The sequence below is a fragment of the Natronomonas moolapensis 8.8.11 genome, assembly GCF_000591055.1.
Taxonomy (GTDB): domain Archaea; phylum Halobacteriota; class Halobacteria; order Halobacteriales; family Haloarculaceae; genus Natronomonas; species Natronomonas moolapensis.
Window position 1 is genome coordinate 1,822,124 of record NC_020388.1, and the last position, 16,727, is coordinate 1,838,850.

At 67.6% G+C, this 16,727-nt stretch carries 18 protein-coding genes; 13 read left to right on the plus strand and 5 right to left on the minus strand.

What is annotated here, in order from left to right; all coding sequences use genetic code 11:
- The first annotated feature begins 405 nt into the window (after window positions 1-405).
- A complete protein-coding gene (locus tag NMLP_RS08820) occupies window positions 406-642 on the plus strand; it encodes a UPF0058 family protein (RefSeq protein WP_015409769.1) in 237 nt (78 codons plus the stop codon).
- A gap of 165 nt (window positions 643-807) precedes the next feature.
- On the opposite strand, the gene NMLP_RS08825 is transcribed toward NMLP_RS08820, so the two are convergent.
- Window positions 808-1,254: a DUF555 domain-containing protein gene (locus NMLP_RS08825; protein WP_015409770.1), complete on the minus strand. Its 447-nt coding sequence runs from the start codon at window positions 1,252-1,254 to the stop codon at window positions 808-810.
- A gap of 102 nt (window positions 1,255-1,356) precedes the next feature.
- On the opposite strand from NMLP_RS08825, the gene NMLP_RS08830 reads away from it, so the two are divergent.
- Window positions 1,357-2,277, plus strand: a complete 921-nt coding sequence (locus NMLP_RS08830) for a DNA-3-methyladenine glycosylase family protein (protein WP_015409771.1) — start codon at window positions 1,357-1,359, stop codon at window positions 2,275-2,277.
- A 105-nt stretch (window positions 2,278-2,382) separates the two neighbouring features.
- Here the strand turns inward: NMLP_RS08830 and NMLP_RS08835 are convergent, their stop codons facing one another.
- Window positions 2,383-3,090, minus strand: coding sequence for a hypothetical protein (locus tag NMLP_RS08835; protein WP_015409772.1), 708 nt, complete (start codon window positions 3,088-3,090; stop codon window positions 2,383-2,385).
- A 167-nt stretch (window positions 3,091-3,257) separates the two neighbouring features.
- Between NMLP_RS08835 and NMLP_RS08840 the strand changes: the two genes are divergently transcribed.
- From NMLP_RS08840 to moaC, 4 genes are all read left to right on the plus strand, one after another.
- Window positions 3,258-4,217: a hypothetical protein gene (locus tag NMLP_RS08840; protein ID WP_015409773.1), complete on the plus strand. Its 960-nt coding sequence runs from the start codon at window positions 3,258-3,260 to the stop codon at window positions 4,215-4,217.
- Window positions 4,218-4,295: 78 nt separating this feature from the next.
- Window positions 4,296-4,574 (plus strand): acylphosphatase, encoded by a 279-nt coding sequence (locus NMLP_RS08845; RefSeq protein ID WP_015409774.1) that lies wholly within the window; start codon window positions 4,296-4,298, stop codon window positions 4,572-4,574.
- 67 nt (window positions 4,575-4,641) lie between these two features.
- Window positions 4,642-6,081, plus strand: a complete 1,440-nt coding sequence (locus NMLP_RS08850) for a bifunctional ADP-dependent NAD(P)H-hydrate dehydratase/NAD(P)H-hydrate epimerase (protein WP_015409775.1) — start codon at window positions 4,642-4,644, stop codon at window positions 6,079-6,081.
- A 69-nt stretch (window positions 6,082-6,150) separates the two neighbouring features.
- A complete protein-coding gene (gene moaC / locus NMLP_RS08855; RefSeq protein ID WP_015409776.1) occupies window positions 6,151-6,633 on the plus strand; it encodes a cyclic pyranopterin monophosphate synthase MoaC in 483 nt (160 codons plus the stop codon).
- A gap of 16 nt (window positions 6,634-6,649) precedes the next feature.
- Here moaC and hflX read toward each other — a convergent pair whose 3' ends face one another.
- On the minus strand, window positions 6,650-7,957 hold the full coding sequence (hflX, locus tag NMLP_RS08860) for a GTPase HflX (RefSeq protein ID WP_015409777.1): 1,308 nt from the start codon (window positions 7,955-7,957) through the stop codon (window positions 6,650-6,652).
- An 85-nt stretch (window positions 7,958-8,042) separates the two neighbouring features.
- Here hflX and NMLP_RS08865 point away from each other — a divergent pair, with 85 nt between their 5' ends.
- Window positions 8,043-8,585, plus strand: coding sequence for a CBS domain-containing protein (locus NMLP_RS08865; RefSeq protein ID WP_015409778.1), 543 nt, complete (start codon window positions 8,043-8,045; stop codon window positions 8,583-8,585).
- A 34-nt stretch (window positions 8,586-8,619) separates the two neighbouring features.
- Here NMLP_RS08865 and NMLP_RS08870 read toward each other — a convergent pair whose 3' ends face one another.
- Window positions 8,620-8,979, minus strand: a complete 360-nt coding sequence (locus NMLP_RS08870) for a DUF555 domain-containing protein (RefSeq protein WP_015409779.1) — start codon at window positions 8,977-8,979, stop codon at window positions 8,620-8,622.
- Window positions 8,980-9,237: 258 nt separating this feature from the next.
- Here NMLP_RS08870 and psmB point away from each other — a divergent pair, with 258 nt between their 5' ends.
- The 5 genes from psmB to NMLP_RS08890 all read left to right on the plus strand — a co-directional run bounded on the left by psmB (window position 9,238) and on the right by NMLP_RS08890 (window position 13,368).
- Window positions 9,238-9,957: an archaeal proteasome endopeptidase complex subunit beta gene (psmB, locus tag NMLP_RS08875; RefSeq protein WP_015409780.1), complete on the plus strand. Its 720-nt coding sequence runs from the start codon at window positions 9,238-9,240 to the stop codon at window positions 9,955-9,957.
- Between the two features lie 81 nt (window positions 9,958-10,038).
- Complete coding sequence (gene ligA / locus NMLP_RS08880; protein WP_015409781.1) at window positions 10,039-11,697, plus strand: ATP-dependent DNA ligase LigA; 1,659 nt, start codon at window positions 10,039-10,041, stop codon at window positions 11,695-11,697.
- A 37-nt stretch (window positions 11,698-11,734) separates the two neighbouring features.
- Complete coding sequence (locus NMLP_RS08885; RefSeq protein WP_015409782.1) at window positions 11,735-12,448, plus strand: MBL fold metallo-hydrolase; 714 nt, start codon at window positions 11,735-11,737, stop codon at window positions 12,446-12,448.
- A gap of 53 nt (window positions 12,449-12,501) precedes the next feature.
- A complete protein-coding gene (locus NMLP_RS15445) occupies window positions 12,502-12,657 on the plus strand; it encodes a hypothetical protein (RefSeq protein WP_015409783.1) in 156 nt (51 codons plus the stop codon).
- A 165-nt stretch (window positions 12,658-12,822) separates the two neighbouring features.
- Entirely contained in the window at window positions 12,823-13,368 is a 546-nt protein-coding gene (locus NMLP_RS08890) for a hypothetical protein (RefSeq protein ID WP_015409784.1), read from the plus strand.
- A 40-nt stretch (window positions 13,369-13,408) separates the two neighbouring features.
- Here NMLP_RS08890 and NMLP_RS08895 read toward each other — a convergent pair whose 3' ends face one another.
- Window positions 13,409-13,957, minus strand: coding sequence for a hypothetical protein (locus NMLP_RS08895; RefSeq protein WP_015409785.1), 549 nt, complete (start codon window positions 13,955-13,957; stop codon window positions 13,409-13,411).
- 116 nt (window positions 13,958-14,073) lie between these two features.
- On the opposite strand from NMLP_RS08895, the gene NMLP_RS08900 reads away from it, so the two are divergent.
- Entirely contained in the window at window positions 14,074-16,725 is a 2,652-nt protein-coding gene (locus NMLP_RS08900) for an AAA domain-containing protein (RefSeq protein ID WP_015409786.1), read from the plus strand.
- Window positions 16,726-16,727 lie beyond the last annotated feature (2 nt).

Genomic DNA, 16,727 nt, shown 5'->3' on the forward strand with positions numbered 1-16,727 from the left:
TATGCGCCGTTTCGAACCCTGGCGGAACCTTCGTTTCCGACTTTTTTACCGTGTCGAGTAGGGTGGGCAGGGTAGTTCACGATTGGCGAGGCGCACAAGACGTGCCGCCTCGCCAACTGACAGCGAGAACCGCATCAAAACCCCATCTCATCCCATCTCACCCCTTGACAGGCGGGGTCGCCAGACCGAGCGAAATAGGGTGGGGGCCGGTTACCCCTGGTCCCGCCTTCGTCGTCGCCACCTCGACCCGCCGGCGGTGGGCGGGTAGCCATCGGATACCCTCTCGCTTCGGCCCGAAGGGCTGTCCTCGGAATCCGCCGAATACAGCGGCGTCGGGGCCGCAGAAACGTGTTAACTTGTATCAGGATACTACTATATACCCTGAGTCGCTACGCGAATACGACTATGAAGAAGCAGGAGCTCATTCATCTCCACGGCCTGCTTGCAGAGGTATGCAACCACTACGAGCAGATGGCGGACTGTACCGTCGAACACGCCGAGTACACCGAACTCGGCGTCCGACCGACGTCGATCCACAAGTCGAAGACGGATCACAAGGCGGCCGTCTTCGCCATCGCCGACGGCATCACCGAAGAGATGGAGCACGAAGCCGAGCCCGCCGTCTCGGCGACCGCCGACTGAACGACCGACGACACAGTTCTCGCGGCCGACCTCGACGTCGATAGCTTCCGCGCCAGTAGCGGGGAGACACCCGGCCGTTACCCCGGACGTACCGTCGGTTAGTCCGAGCGTATTTCAGCTAAATTGTACGGGCGGTTGCGGCGTCTACACCTCGGGGTGGGGCCGTCACTCGTCGAGCAACTCGTCGAACTCCGGAAGCACGTCGTCTTCCCCTGGAGCGTCGTCGGAGTCGTCCGCCCCGTCTTCGACTTCCGTCGACGCCTCGTCGTCGTCCCCTTCGACCTGTTCGACCTCGAGGACCTCCAAGGGGATGTTTTCGAGGCGCTGGCCGATCTCTTTGCGGGCGATCCGGGTGGCGTGCTCGTCGTGTTCGACGTTGAACACCGTCATTTCGAGTTCGAGGGCCACGAGTCCCTCGTCGGCGGCGATGAACGCCGGAGTTTGGGACGCCCCGCAGTCAGAGCACGCCTGCGACCCCATCTCGATCTCGACGTAATTGAGATCGGGGTTCAGCATCTCGCCGGTCTTCGAGATGGCGATTCGAACCGCCTCGTCGGCCGTTTGAACGTCGTACACGGGGACCGCAGCTTCGACGACAACTCGGCAGTCCATACCACGACATCGTGTCTCATCCGACAAGAACTTTCGCCCCGGACACGGGCGAATCCAGCCGCGAACCAAAACCCCGAATCCGTCCCGACGCGTACGAGAGACATGGAAACCGGTAGCCGCCCGATCGAGGCGTTCGACGGCGGGTTCGACCTCGCGACGACGCTGGAGAGTGGCCAGTCGTACCTGTGGCGACGGGACGACGGTCGGACCTACGCGGGCGAGACCGACGGCTCACCGTGGTACTATACGGTACTTCCCGGAACGACGACGGCGACGAACGAGCCGGAGGTCCTCCGCGTCCGACAGGTCGACGAACGCCTCGAGTGGGCGTCGTCTACCGAAAACGCCTACGACCGCCTCGAACACCTCCTGCGGCTGGACGACGATCTGGATTCGATCGTCGAGGCGACGCCGGCCGATCCCCTCCTCGACCGAGCCTACGACGCCCACCGGGGGATGCGACTCGTCCGTGACCCCCCGTTCGGTTGTCTGATCTCGTTCATCTGCTCGGCGCAGATGCGTGTCGCACGAATCCACGGGATGCAGACCGCCCTTGCCGAGACGTACGGCGAAGCCGTCACCTTCGACGGGGAGACCTACCACGCATTTCCGGCGCCGTCGGCGCTGGCGGCGGCGACGGAGGCCGAACTCCGCGAGCTTTCGTTGGGGTATCGGGCCCCCTACGTCCAGCGAACTGCCGAGATGGTCGCGGAGGGCGAGGCGCGTCCGGACGAGGCGCGCGGCCTCGAGTACGCGAAAGCCCGCGAGTCGCTGACCCGATTCGTCGGCGTCGGCGAGAAAGTCGCCGACTGTGTGCTCCTGTTCTCGCTCGGGTATCTCGAGGCGGTGCCGCTGGACACGTGGATCCGGAGCGCGATCGAGGAGCACTACCCGGACTGCGAGCGGGGGAGTTACGCCGAGACGTCGCGGGCGATCCGGGCTCGGTTCGGCGAGGCGTACGCCGGATACACCCAGACGTACGTCTTCCATCACCTCCGAACCGGCGGAGACGACGCCGCTTGATACCCGGGATACAAGCGGGGGGTCACTTCGGCCGACGGTACGTACGCGTCAGGGGGCTGTCGGAGGCTCACCGGGAGCCCCCGGCGCGCGTCACGTCGAGCGGTGCTAGATACCGCCGTGCCTCCGGGCGCCCCGTCGGTACAGCCCGGTAAACGCGTACACGCCGACCAGCAGGACGACCGCGGTACCGGCCGCACCGACGCCGACCTCGATCGCTGGCGGAACGAGCGAGGTGTAGACGCCGACGGCTGTCACCGCAGCGAGGCCGAGCGCCGCGAGGAGCGTGACGGCTGCGACGGGGACCGGATCGGTTCGGACTCGGGCGTGACCAATCTTGATAGCCTGCTCGATCGATTGATTTTCGAGCACGACCGCGACGAGCACGAAGGGGATGTGAGCGAGCACGACGAAGCCCGGAACGACGAGCAGCGCGAACCCGAGTGCCGTCGCGATGCCGCCGCCAACCACGACGCCGGCCACGCGGGCGAACTGTCCGACTCCGACAGCGGAGGAAGTGGCACTCGTAGTGTGACCGGTGGATTCGGCGGCCGCGTGAACAAACAACGAGAGGCTATACGTCATCGCGATACCGCTGATACCCAGTAGCGCCCCAGCACCCAACAGGGTGAGCGGAGCGGCAACGATAGCCCGCTGTGGCACGCCCGGAAGGACGGGCTGTAACCGGAACAACGCGGTGTTCAACCCCAGGTTGAACGCGTAGGTAGCGAGGACGAAAATGAGGGCTGGGACGACGGGATGCCAGTCTCGGGCGGTCAGGCGTTTGGTTTCGTTCGAACCGAGCTGCGAGGCCATACCCCTGGTTAGTGTACGTGGTTGTTTTAAATTTTTGTAATTTAAAGTATATATCCTCTCATCGAACGCTGATATGGCGTCGAAGACGGCCTGAAAGCCACGATCGGGTCAGACAGGCGTCAGACACGAACCATAGATTTATTGGAACGAAGCCAAACGTACCGCGCGTGCACCGACGAGCCCTCCTGGCAGCTATCGCGCCATTGACAGCGGGATGTTTCGGGACGACGCGAAGTCGATCCAGCGAACCGGCTGACACGCCGGAGCCGAACGACACGCCGGAGCCGAACAACACGCCAGAGCCGACGGATACGCCGGAGCCCGGACCGTCCGAAGACGAACGGAGAGCGGGGGCAGACGCCATCGTGGAGGCGCAAAACCAACTCAGAGAGGCCGTCTACATCTACACGGACGGGGTCTCCGCCGACCTGCTCGACGTCTCGGCGGAGACGACCGGATTCGACGACCGAGCCGTGCTGTTGAAGCTCTCCGACGCCCAGACCGCGATCGGCGAGGCAGAACGGGCAGCGACGACGACTGAACAGACTGAGACCGTCGGGTCGCTGCGCGAGCTACACCGGTATCTAACGCAGGCGACTGACCTGCAGGCGTGGTTGATCGACGGCCGCGATGCCGTTCTCAACGCCTACGATGCGATCGACGACAGGGACGGCGAGGACGCGGTCGAATCGGAACTCGACGCTGTCGCGAGCGCCGTGGAAAACGCTTCGGATCCGTTCGAGGCCGCCTCGGACGTCGATTCGGGGAGCATGGACGCTATCGACGCGATCAGTGCTGACGAGTACGAGGACAAACAGCGACAGTTCGAGGTCGAACTCGACGCGTTAGAGCGCCTCGAAGGGGCGCTATCGACGATTCACGCCCAGTCCACCAACCTCGAAGACGCCCGGAACGACATCGACGACGGGGACTACGACGCCGCCGAGAACACGGCCGACAGGGCCAGCGACGAACTCGACGATACGATCGACGACCTGGAGGACCTCGAGGGGAACCTGTCGTCGGAGGCCGACGCGTTCGAGGACCCGACTGAGGACGTACTGAAGCTGACCCGGGACTACGAGGACGAAGCCGCGTCGGTCGAAGACGAGGCGCAGGCGGAGTAGCTACGCAGACTCCAGGGATCGTCGTACGCCCCCGCCGACTGCCGCCGGATTTTTGTCCCGAACCGTCCGAGAGTCGGCATGGACGATCGGATCCGCGCACACGTCTTCGTCTCCGGGCGCGTCCAGGGCGTCTACTACCGCGCGACGACGCGCGACACCGCCCGCGAGCGCGGCGTCGACGGCTGGGTGCGAAACCTCGACGACGGCCGCGTCGAGGCCGTCTTCGAGGGGACAGAGGCGACCGTCGAGTCGATGGTCGAGTGGTGTCACACCGGCAGTCCGAACGCCCGCGTCGACGACGTCGAGGTCGAGTACGGCGAGCCGACCGGGATCGAGGGGTTCGAAATCCGACGGTAGGTGCCCACCGCCGCGCGGTGGGTGCGCCGCCGCAACGGTTAGTTCGATCCGGCGAGAAGCCCCGCGCATGATCTCGAGCACCGAGATGGCCGTCGTGGACGAAAACGCCGCGGCGCTCGGCGTGCCGCGCAAACAACTGATGGAGTCCTCGGGCAACGCCGTCGCGCACGCCGTTCGCGAGGTGGCCGACCCCGGGGCGTCGGTCGAGCTGGTCTGTGGGCGCGGCAACAACGGCGGCGACGCGTTCGTCGCCGCGCGGTTCCTCGACGGATACGACGTCACCGTCCACCTCCTCGGCCGCCGGGAGACGATCACGACCGACATCGCGCGGGAGAACTGGGACGCGCTCCGGTCGGCCGACATCGACGCGCAGCGGGTCGGGGACTCGCGCTCGCTTGAGTTCGGCGATCCCGAGGTAATCGTCGACGCGATGCTCGGCACCGGCGTCACGGGCGCGCTCAGAGAGCCCGAAGCGACGGCTGTGGGGGCGATCAACGACGCCGACGCAGCGGTCGTGGCCGTCGACGTTCCCTCCGGGATCGACGCCGACACCGGCGATAGCGAGGGACCCGCGGTCGAGGCCGACCGCGTCGTCACCTTCCACGACGGGAAGCCCGGGCTCGCGTCCGTCGACGCCGACGTGACCGTCGCGGACATCGGCATCCCGACGGCCGCCGAGCGGGTAGTCGAGCGGGGCGACCTGCTGCGACTCGCCCGCGACCCGACAGCGCACAAGGGGGAGTTCGGCCGCGTCCTCGTGGTCGGTGGCGGCCCCTACACCGGCGCGCCGGCCCTCGCCGCGCAGGCGGCCCTCCGGGCGGGCGCGGACCTGGCGTACGTCGCCTGCCCGGAGACGGTCGCCGGCGGGGTACAGGGCTACAGCGAGAACCTGATCGTCCGCCCGCAGGCCGGCGATCTGCTCGCGCCGTCGAGCGTCCCGGAGTTGCTCGAAACCGCGTCGGGCATGGACGCGGTCGTGTTCGGTCCCGGACTCGGGGACGCCGACGCATCCCTCGAGGCGGCCACGGCGTTCCTCGAGGCGTTCGACGGGACCGCCGTCGTCGACGCCGACGCCCTGCAGGTCGTCCCGGACGTCGACACCGAGGCGACGCTCGTCTGTACGCCACACCAGGGGGAACTCGAGGCGATGGGCGGGCCGGCGGCCGTCGATACCGACGAACGGGCAGCGCTCGTCGCTGACTTCGCGGCCGACCTCGGGGTCACGCTGCTCGTGAAGGGGGCAGTCGACGTGATCTCCGACGGCGAGCGGACCCGGGTCAACCGGACGGGTAACCCGGGGATGACCGTCGGCGGCACCGGCGACGTGCTCGCCGGCGTGACGGGCGCGATGACGTGTCCGCTCGAACCGATCCACGCGGCTGCGCTCGGCGCGTACGCCAACGGGCGCGCTGGCGACCTCGCCGTCGAGGAGTACGGCCACGGGCTGGTCGCGACCGACCTCCTCGGGGCCGTGCCGGCGGCGCTGTGGCCCGACGGCGAGAACTGAGCGGCGCGGCGCCGGCGAATTAAGCCGGGGTGCCGGTGGATTCATCGCCCTCCCGTCGAAAGGTGGCCTATGAGCGACGGATCGGATCTCACACACGTCACCGAGGAGGGCGACGCACAGATGGTCGACGTCGGCGACAAACCCGACAGCGCGCGCCGGGCGGTGGCCCGCGGGCGGATCGAACTCGATCCCTCGACGGTCGAGTCGATCCGGGCGAACGAACTCGAGAAGGGGGACGTCCTCGCGGTCGCCCGCGTCGGGGCGGTCGACGCCGTCAAACACACCTGGGAGACGATCCCGATGTGCCACCAGATCCCGATCACGAACGTCGAGACGGAATTCGACGTCGGCGATGCCGAAATCGAGTTGTCCGTCGCCGTCGAGACGACGGGCAAGACGGGCTGTGAGATGGAGGCTTTAGAGGGCGTCACGACGGGGTTGAACGTGATCTGGGACATGGTGAAGGCCGCCGAAAAGGACGCCGAGGGGGGGTATCCGGGCACGCGGATCGGCGGCGTCGAGGTCGTCTCGAAGGAGAAACGAAAACTGTAGGCCGTCCCGACGATCGCTACTCGAGCGCCGGCGTCGGCAACTCCCCGGCCTTCGAGCGCGCCTTCTCGATAATGGCTGGGCGGGCCTCGAACTCGACTGTGACGTCGTCCGCGTAGTCGACCGACTCTACGTGGGCGTGGTCGTGGACCCACGACACGAGGCTCATAGTCTCTTCCGTCATCGGGACGACGAGGCGCTCGCGCCGCCAGGCGGGCAACTCCTCGTCGATTCGGGCGCGCAGGTCGTCGACGTTCGCCCCCGCCTTTGCGCTTACGACTACTGGATCCTCGGCGAGGGCCGACAGTGCGTCGCGCTTTTCGGCCAGTTCGCCGTCGTCGACGAGGTCGGCCTTGTTCAGGACGGTGACGATCGGGGCCTCGTTGCGCTCGTAGAGTGTGTCGTGACACGTGACGAGTTTCTCGCGGATCTCCTCTATGGGGTCGGAAGCGTCGACGACGAGCAACACCAGGTCGGCCCGGTACACCTCCGAGAGCGTCGATCTGAACGACTCGACGAGCCAGTGGGGAAGATCGGAAATGAATCCGACCGTGTCGGTCACCAGCACGTCCCGGCGGTCGAACTCCGCCCGGCGGGTAGTCGTCCCGAGCGTCGTAAAGAGGCGATTCTCCGACTCGGCGGTCGCATCCAGGTCCGGATGGAGACCCTCGTTTTCGTCGATGTCGAGGTCGCTCGCCAGACGGCGCAGAAGCGTCGACTTGCCGGCGTTGGTGTATCCCGCCAGCGCGACGAGGTCGAATCCCGACTCGCGACGCTGCTCGCGGCGGTGGGCCTCGGTCCGCTCGATGCGGTCCAGCTCGTCGTCGATCCGGCTGATCTGTGCCTTGATATCGCGCTCGCGGGATTCGTCGTACTCCCCCAGCCCCATAAAGCCCGGCCGCTCGTCGCGTTTCGCGAGCGACGCCTTCGCCTCGGCGCGCGGCAGCTCATAACGGAGTTCGGCGAGTTCGACCTGCAGCTGGGCCTTCTTTGTCCGGGCGCGCTGGCCGAAGATGTCGAGGATGAGCTTGAACCGGTCGATCACCTCTATGCCCTCCGGGAGTTCGTTCCCGAGGTTGTACGTCTGATACGGCCCGAGGCGGTTGTCGAAGACGACCGTCGTCGCGTCGGTTTCGGCGACGAGCGCCGCGAGCTCGGCCACCTTTCCCTCCCCGAGACAGAGTGCGGGGTCCTCGGTCCGCGCCTGTGTCACCTCGCCGACGACCGTGTAGCCGGCCGCCCTGGCGAGGTCGCGTATCTCTTCCGTGTCCGGGTGGCCGTCGTCGACGCGCTTTGCGACGACCGCCCGACCGTTCGTTCCAGTCACTCACGTGAGGCTACGGTGTCCCGGTATTTATGTCCGGCCCCGGCAGAAGAGTTTATATAACTATAAGTAATATAAACGGACGAGCATGGACCTGCCCACGCCGGCCGATCTCAAGGACCGCCGGACGGACCTGGATCTGACCCAAAGTGAACTCGCCGACCGGGCCGACGTCTCCCAGCCGCTGATCGCGCGCATCGAAGGCGGGGACGTCGACCCGCGGCTCTCGACGCTTCGGCGCATCGTTACCGCCCTCGACGAGGCCGAGAGCGCGGTGATGCACGCCGGCGACATCATGCACGAGGGCGTCGTCGACGTGGCGCCCGACGATAGCGTCCGGGAGGCCATCGACGTGATGGTCAAGGAGGGGTACTCACAGCTGCCGGTCGTCCGCGACGGGCGGCCACAGGGCATCATCTCCAACTCCGACATCCGACAGCTCGACCCCGACAATGCGGGCGAGTTGCCGGTCGCCGAGGCGATGCGGGAATCGATCACGACCGTCGAACCCGACGCGACGCTGGACGAGGTCAACGCCCACCTGAACCACCAGGGTGCGGTGATGGTCGTCGACGACGGCCAGTTGCGTGGAATCATCACGGAAGCGGACGTCGCGGCGCACGTCTCCTAAAACACTCCGCGGGGGCGACGTCACGCCGGCAGTATCAGTCCTCGTCTCCGTCTCCGGTCTCGAACGTATCGATGACGGAAAGCGGGACGTCCCGCAACGCACCGCCGATCTCGCTTTTCGCGATCCGCGAGGCGTGTTGTTCGCTGTCGGCGTTAAACACCTTCATTTCGAGCCCCAGCCCGACGAGCGCCGTGTCGGCGGCGATGAACGCCGAATCGAACGGCTCCCCGCAGGCCGGACACGGCGTCGACCCGACCTCGACCTCCACGTAGTCCATGTCGGCCTCGTTGAGTCGCCGTCCGGCCTCGCTGACCGCGACGCCGATCGCGTCGTCGATTGCTTCGACGTCACGAACCAGCCACGCGGCTTCCATCGCGACGAGATAGTTGCTCATACCGATCCGAAGCGGGGCCTGACGGATATCCCTATTGTTTCCCGCCGGTGCGTTCGTTCCCGCCCGCGGTGTGAGCCCCCGCCCGGTAGAGCGCGCCGTCCGGAACTCCGATGCGCGCACGTGACAAGCTTGGTCGAGGAGGTCCGGTCACGACGCGGCTCCGGGGCGCCGGTATCTGTGGCTCCCGGGGCCGATAGCTGGTACCCCGAACGTCGGTAACCGGAAGCTTTTATCAGCGTCGGGCTGTATGATAATGTAATGCGTCAACCTGACTCCTCCTTGCCGCGTACCGGACAGGATCACACGCTCTCGCCGTACGAGCCCGAACTCGGTGACGTCCCCTCGAACGATCTCTCCGCGGAGGACCTCGAGAACGTCAACAAGACGGGGACCACGACCATCGGGATCACGACCGCCGAGGGTGTCGTCATCGCGACCGATATGCGCGCCTCGCTCGGCGGTCGCTTCGTCTCCAACAAGAACGTTCAGAAAGTCGAGCAGATCCACCCCACGGCCGCGTTGACGCTCGTCGGGAGCGTCGGCGGCGCCCAATCGTTCATCCGGACGCTCCGGGCCGAGGTCGACCTCTACGAAACGCGCCGCGGCGAGGACATCTCGATCAGCGCTCTCGCGACGCTGGCCGGAAACTTCGCCCGCGGCGGGCCGTTCTTCGCGATCAACCCGATCCTGGGTGGCGTCGACGAGGAGGGCCACCACGTCTACTCGATCGACCCCGCCGGCGGCGTGATGGCCGACGATTACACGGTCACCGGGTCGGGCCTCATGGTCGCCCACGGGACCCTCGAAGAGGGCTACGAGGACGACATGACGAACGACGAAGCCAAGCGCGTCGCCGCCTCCGCAATCAAGGCCGCCGTCGAGCGCGACACCGGCTCCGGCAACGGCGTCTACCTCGCGACGATCACCGACGAGGGCGTCGAAATCAACGGTCACAACGACTTCGACGACGTCTTATAGGGTCGCTGACAGGCGACGGCGGTCGCACCGACGACTTCGGATCTTTTAATCGCGGCCGACCAGTACCTGACAGCCGTGCCTATGGAGTTTGCCGAGTTCGCCACCCGTGCGGCGGCGGTCGAGTCGGTATCAGCGGACACCGACACCGTCGGGTTCGTCGCCGAGCTGTTCGCCGACGCCGGCGAGGACCTCGCCGTCGTGACGCGGTTCGTCCGGGGACGGGTGTTTCCGGCCCACGAGCCGACGACCCTCGACATCGGGCCGGCGCTCTGTTATGAGGCGCTCGCGAGGGCAGCACGCCCGAACGTCGCCGCCGCCGACGTCGAAGCCAAGTTGGCCGAGATCGGCGAGATCGGCGCGGTCGCAGAGGAGTTGGATCTGGGCGGCCAGCGGGGACTGGCGTCGTTCGGGGACGGCGACGACGGCCTCACCGTCGCCGGCGTCGACGCCGAGCTCCGGGCGCTCGCCGGCGCCGAGGGCGTCGGGAGCACCGACACGAAGGTCGAAACGCTGTTCGGGCTGTTCAATCGCGCCGGGCCGACCGAGGCGCGATTTCTCGCCCGCCTCGTGTTGGGGAATATGCGGATCGGCGTCGGCGAGGGAGCGGTCCGGGACGCGACCGCAGCCGCCTTCGATGTCCCGTCGGAGGCGGTCGAGCGTGCGATGCAGGTCTCCAACGACGCCGGACTCGTCGCCGAGACAGCCCGATCCGAGGGCGAACCCGGACTCGGGGACGTCCGCCTGGCCGTCGGCCGGCCGGTCGAGGCGATGTTGGCACAGGCCGGGAGCGCCGTCGACGCGATCGAGGCGTGGGGGAGCGTCGCGGTCGAACCGAAGTTCGACGGAGCGCGGGTGCAACTCCACTACGACGGCGTGGAGACGCGGCTGTTCTCCAGAAACCTCGAGGAGGTAACCGACGCGCTGCCCGAGGTCGTCGAGACCGTCGCTGCGGCGCTCGATCGGCCGGCGATCCTCGACGGCGAGGTCGTCGCCGTCGACGAGGACGGCTCCCCGCGGCCGTTCCAGGACGTGCTTCGTCGGTTCCGGCGGAAACACGACGTCGCGGCCGCCAGGGAGGCGGTTCCGGTGGAGTTCTACGCCTTCGACTGTCTGCACGCGGACGGCGACGACCTCCTCGATGCGCCGCTCCTCGAACGACGTGAGCGGCTGTCGGCGCTTCTGGGGGGGGACGACGCCGACCCCGGCGGCGTCGCCGACGTCCGGATCGCCGAATCCGTCGAGGAGATCGCGGCCCGCGAGGAGGCTGCGCTCGCGGCCGGCCACGAGGGGATCATGCTGAAGAACCCCGAGTCGGCGTACACGCCCGGCGACAGGGGGCGAAACTGGCTGAAGCGAAAGCCCGACGTGGAGACGCTCGATCTGGTCGTGACGGGGGCCGAGTGGGGGGAGGGGCGGCGGGCGAACCACTTCGGGACGTTCCTGCTCTCGATCCGCGACGGCGAGGCGTTCGAGCCCATCGGCAAGGTGGCGACCGGGATCACAGACGAGGAACTCGAACGCCTCCACGAGCGGCTCGTCTCCCACGTCCGGTCGGAGTCGGGCACCGACGTCGAAATCGATCCCGCGGTCGTCTTCGAGGTCGGCTACGAGGAGATCCAGCGCTCGCCGACGTACGGGTCCGGGTACGCGCTTCGGTTCCCGCGGTTCGTCGCCGTCCGCGAGGACAAATCCCCGGAGGACGCCGACAGCCTCGAACGGGTCGAGCGGCTCGCTCGGTGACCGTCGGGTTTGTGTCGGCTCGCCCCGTACGGGATCTATGATCAAATACGACGGGATAGCGCTCTCGTGGCTCGGCCATGCGACGGTTCGGATCGCGGCCGACGACACGGTCGTGTACGTCGATCCGGGCCGCAGCGGCGCCCCGAACGAAGGCGATCGAACCGATGGCGTTCCGGACCGACGCGACGGCGACGTCGTCTGCGTGACCCACGGCCACCACTACGACCCCGACGGGATCGGAGCCGCCGCTCGATCCGACGCCGCGGTGGTCGCCTTCGAGGGCATCGACACCCGCCGGATCGACCGCGACGTCGAGCGCTTCGTCGATCTCCCATACGAGGTTCGCACCGTCGACGCGGAAGCCGACATCGCGGTCGGGGACGCGATCGTCCGCACGACCGCGGCGTACAACGACCCCGAGGGGCCACACGTCGGGGCGAACGGCGAGCCGTACCATCCGAAGGGCCGCGGCTGTGGGTTTCACGTCACGCTGGCGGGTGTTTCGGTGTACTGCCCCGGCGACACGGACGTCCTCGGGGGCCACGAACACCTCTCCGTCGACGTCTTCTGTCCGCCGATCGGGGGGACGTATACGATGGACCGCCACGGGGCCGCCGACCTCGCGGCGGCGCTGGAACCCGACCTCGTCGTGCCGATCCGATACGGCGCCGACGACGCGACCGATGTCGACGCCGAGGCGTTCGCTACGGACCTCGCGGAGCGCGGCGTCGAGGTCAGACTCGACGAGTGAGCTACGGTACCGTCTGACGAGGGTTTATATACGATGAGCGCTGAAGTGACGGTATGGTAGAGACCAACACACCATACGAGTACGGCGACATCGACGTGGAAGCGCTCGGCGAGAACCCGCCACGGGAGTGCCAACACGGAACCGACACGGTCATCGTCGACGGATCGGCGATGAGCTACAGACGATACACGAGCGCCGAGACGGAGTAGGCGCGCCGGGCCGACCAGCGGGTCGGCCCCGTCCCGGTCGCCGCCGACGGCCTGGACGGACTTGACGCCTCGCCCGCCGACCGCTTTTTTACAGATGGGTCCCGCGAGCGACGATAGCGACCCCCCGCCCGTACATTTATATATCAGTCCGGGGCCATTCGGAATGTGCTCGAACCACTCCCCGCACTCGACGCCGCCCTCGCCGTCGATCCGACCCTCCCGGCCGGAATGGGACCGAACCCCGGAGCCTTCCCGGGCCCCCGCCCGGGCGGGGTCACGTCGCTCCTCGGCAGCGCCGTCGGGGCGTTCCTGACGACGCTCATCGTCGGCGCGATACTGATCGCCGCCGTCCCCGACTACACCCGCAAGCGAATGACCGAGGTGCTCGACGAGCCGATCGGCTCGTTTATATACGGCGTGGCCGCGCTGATCGCGCTGTTCGTCGCGATCGTCGTGTTTGTCGTCACGCTGATCGGCATTCCGATCGCGATTCTACTCGCGGGGGTCGCGTACGTCCTCTGGGCCGTCGGCGCGTCGATCGCGTTCCTCGCGATCGGGGACCGCCTCGTGAGTCACGCCGACGGCTGGACGACGCCGCTCCTCGTCGGCGCGGCGATAAACGGCGGACTCACGCTGACGGGTATTGGCGGCATCGTCACGTTTGCGGTCGGTGCCGCCGGGTTCGGGACCGTTCTCCGGGCGTATCTGTGACGACGCATGGGAACGCGCCGGGCGCGAACGCACCGAGAGGTCAGTGAAACCCGCGTCCGACGTCCTCGTCGATGAGGTCGTCGAGTTCCGAGGACAGAAGCGCTTCGGCCTCCTCGAACGTCTCCGAGAGTTCGTCGAGCCTCTCGGGGCGGTCGTACATGTCGTACTCCATCGGGCCGAACGCCGGGCTGTCGAGGGCGTCCATCACGTCTTCGAACAGCGCATCACCCGTCGTCGGGGCGTCGGCGTGTGTCTCGAGGACCGCCTCGAGCCGTTTCGCGCGTTCCGTCGCCTCGTCGGCGTCCTCGACGCCGTGGTTGACTCCGAACCGACCTCCGTCGTCGCGCTCCGGAAACAGCGGGTCGAGTTCGTCGTCGATCCGTCGAGCGACCCGCGAGCCGACGCCGCGGACCTCGTAGGGGTTCTTCGCGAACGTCTTCAGCTGGAAGACGCCGATGGAAGGGTGACCGACGAACATATCCTCGCCGACGCCGCCGCGGCGGTCCCCGGCGACGGCTCGCCACCCGCCCGCGTCGGCGTCCGATTCAACGACGTCTTCGAGGATCTCCTGCCAGTCGCGGACACGCATACCTTCGGGTCCGGCCGAGACGGAAAAGAACCTATCGGCTCCGCCGACTCGACCGCGCTCGGACGCGTCGACCCCCCGACCGACAGCGTTTTTCACTCGCGGGCGCAGGGTTCGATGTGAACGTGCGCGGCCCGGTTCTCGAGGTGGGCGAGCCTCGAACGGTCGAGACGAGCCACGGCACCGGTGACCTCCTCGAGGTGACGATCCGTCCCGAGCGCGGGGCCGACGCGCCCGTCGACGTGACGCTGTGGGGCAAGTGGACCGAGACCGCGAGCGACCTCGAGCCGGGGATGGAGCTGCTCGTCACGGACGCCGAAGCGCGGGAGTTCGACGGCGAGACGTCGTACGCGACGACCGGATCCTCGGCGGTCGTCGTCGAGCCGGACTTCCTGGTGGACGTAACCGATATCCGCGGGTGGGTGCAGTGTCCCCGGATCTACTATCTGAACAAGATCACCGGCCTCCCGCTGAAGTACCCCGTCGTCAAAGGGACCGTCGTCCACGACGTGTTCGGCGACCTGCTCCGGGGGCGGGACATAGACGACAGCATCGACGAGCGCGTCGCGACGGCCGCCCTCGAAGCCGGGTTGCTCGGGGAGACGGCCGACGGCGTTGCGGACGACGTCAGACAGAACGCGGCCGCGATCGAAGGGTGGCTCCAGCAGGGTCGCTTCGGTGAGGACTCCTGGCGCTCCGAGCAGACGCTGCTCTCCGAGCGCTTCGGAATCAAGGGTCGAGCGGACGCGGTTCGTCGCGGGACCCCAGTCGAGTTGAAGACCGGCAAGAACCTCGATCGCGATCCGCGGTTTCAGGACAAGGTGCAGGCGACCTGTTATGCCCTGCTTTTGGCCGACGATATCGAGGACGCACCCGATACGGGGACGCTTCTCTACACGAAGAACACCGCGTTGGATCGGGCCGACGCCTCCGGCGATCTCTCCCCCGCCAAGGAGTTCTCGATCGGTCCCGGGTTTTTGAAGTACGTCCTGCGGGTGCGAAACGAGATCGCCGCCGCGGAGTACGACCGCTCCGTCCCCACCGGGTTCGAGTCCGGTGCGAAGTGTGAATACTGCTTCGAGCGGGACCCGTGCATGGCCGTTGCCGGGCGGCTCGAACAGGAGTCGAAGGCCGGGCAGTTGGGGGAGCCGCTCCCCGGGGCGGAACGGGCGTACTTCGAGCGGTTCTACCGGGCGATCGAGGACGAGCGCCGGGCAGTCCACGCCGAGTACCGGAAGCTCTGGGAGCAATCGGCCCAGGAGCGCGCCGACGACGACCGCGCGCTGATCGGCCTCGAACCCACCGGACGCGAGCCCGTCTCCGGGGGCCGGTGGGAGCTTCGCGCCCGGCGGACGAGCGACGCCGTCTCGAAGCTCCGGGAGGGCGACCGCGTGCTCGCGAGCGACGGCCACCCGACACGGGGGACTGCCGAACTCGCGACGATCACCGACCTCGGCGAGGAGGTCGTCGTCGTCGCCGACGAGCCGATCGAGTTGCGACGCCTCGATCAGTACCCCTCCGAGATCGGCGTCGACCGCCAGTTGACCGCCCTCCACGACGCGGTCCTGCAGGGCGATCCCGACCGCAAGGACGTCCTCTTCGGCCGGCGCGAGCCGACGTTCTCGGGAGAGCGCCGAACGGTCATCGACAATAACGGCGCCCAAGACGACGCGGTGAACGCCGCGCTGCGGGCCGACGACTTCGCGTTGATTCACGGCCCGCCCGGGACGGGCAAGACCTACACCCTCGCGCACGCGGTCCGGGCGCTCGTCGAGCGCGGCGAGCGGGTGTTGCTCTCGGCGTTTACCAACCGCGCCGTCGACAACGCGATCGAAGCACTCGAGTCCCAGGATTTTAACGACGTGTTGCGGTGGGGATCGGAGACGGGCGTCCGCGAGGACATGCAGGAGTACCGGCTCGAGCGGCGCGGCGACCCCGAGGAGCGGGCGGCGGCGCTGTCGTCGGCCGACGTGGTCGCCGCCACGACCGCGGCGTGTGGTTCGCGCGCTCTCAAATCGCAGTCTTTCGACGTCGCGGTCGTCGACGAGGCCGGCCAGCTCACCGAACCCGGGACGTTCCTGCCGGCGACGCTCGCGGACCGGTTCGTCCTCGTCGGCGACCACCGACAGCTTCCGCCGGTGGTTCGGGCCGAAAACGACCTCCAGATTTCGCTCTTCGAGCGGCTCATCGACGAGCACCCCGACGCCGCGGTCATGCTGGATCGGCAATACCGGATGAGCCAGCGCATCCAGTACTTTCCGAGCGAGGCGTTCTACGACGGGCAGCTCCGCCCGGCAACCGCGGAGGTTGCCGCCCGGCGGCTCGCCGATCTCGGGGGCGTCGACGCCGATGCCCTCCCGCCGGCGCTGTCCGGCGGTGTCTCCTTCGTCGATCCCGGCGGCGACGCGAGAGGAAACACAAATCCGGCGGAGGCCGACCGCGTGGCCGGGATCGTCCGCTCGTTCCTCGATGCGGGCGTCGATCCGGACGACATCGGCGTCATCGCGCCGTTCCGGGCGCAGGTCGCGGAGATCTCTCGCCGGCTCTCGGGAGTCGCCGTCGACACGGTGGATCGGTTCCAGGGCTCCGCAAAGGAGGTCGTCGTCATCTCCTTTACTGCGACCGGCGACCTGTCGAGTCCCATCTTCGAGGATCACCGCCGGGTCAACGTCGCGCTGACGCGGGCGAAACGGTCGCTCGTCCTCGTCGGCGACCGGGCGACGCTTACGAGCGATCCGTTCTACGCCCGGATGCTCGAGTGGGCAGCGTAAGC

Excerpts from the sequence above, each read along its gene's own strand:
- NMLP_RS08820 (WP_015409769.1), top strand. The coding sequence starts at position 406 with ATGAAGAAGCAGGAGCTCATTCATCTCCACGGCCTGCTTGCAGAGGTA.
- NMLP_RS08825 (WP_015409770.1), bottom strand. The coding sequence starts at position 1,254 with ATGGACTGCCGAGTTGTCGTCGAAGCTGCGGTCCCCGTGTACGACGTT.
- NMLP_RS08830 (WP_015409771.1), top strand. The coding sequence starts at position 1,357 with ATGGAAACCGGTAGCCGCCCGATCGAGGCGTTCGACGGCGGGTTCGAC.
- NMLP_RS08835 (WP_015409772.1), bottom strand. The coding sequence starts at position 3,090 with ATGGCCTCGCAGCTCGGTTCGAACGAAACCAAACGCCTGACCGCCCGA.
- NMLP_RS08845 (WP_015409774.1), top strand. The coding sequence starts at position 4,296 with ATGGACGATCGGATCCGCGCACACGTCTTCGTCTCCGGGCGCGTCCAG.
- NMLP_RS08850 (WP_015409775.1), top strand. The coding sequence starts at position 4,642 with ATGATCTCGAGCACCGAGATGGCCGTCGTGGACGAAAACGCCGCGGCG.
- moaC (WP_015409776.1), top strand. The coding sequence starts at position 6,151 with ATGAGCGACGGATCGGATCTCACACACGTCACCGAGGAGGGCGACGCA.
- NMLP_RS08865 (WP_015409778.1), top strand. The coding sequence starts at position 8,043 with ATGGACCTGCCCACGCCGGCCGATCTCAAGGACCGCCGGACGGACCTG.
- NMLP_RS08870 (WP_015409779.1), bottom strand. The coding sequence starts at position 8,979 with ATGAGCAACTATCTCGTCGCGATGGAAGCCGCGTGGCTGGTTCGTGAC.
- psmB (WP_015409780.1), top strand. The coding sequence starts at position 9,238 with ATGCGTCAACCTGACTCCTCCTTGCCGCGTACCGGACAGGATCACACG.
- ligA (WP_015409781.1), top strand. The coding sequence starts at position 10,039 with ATGGAGTTTGCCGAGTTCGCCACCCGTGCGGCGGCGGTCGAGTCGGTA.
- NMLP_RS08885 (WP_015409782.1), top strand. The coding sequence starts at position 11,735 with ATGATCAAATACGACGGGATAGCGCTCTCGTGGCTCGGCCATGCGACG.
- NMLP_RS15445 (WP_015409783.1), top strand. The coding sequence starts at position 12,502 with ATGGTAGAGACCAACACACCATACGAGTACGGCGACATCGACGTGGAA.
- NMLP_RS08895 (WP_015409785.1), bottom strand. The coding sequence starts at position 13,957 with ATGCGTGTCCGCGACTGGCAGGAGATCCTCGAAGACGTCGTTGAATCG.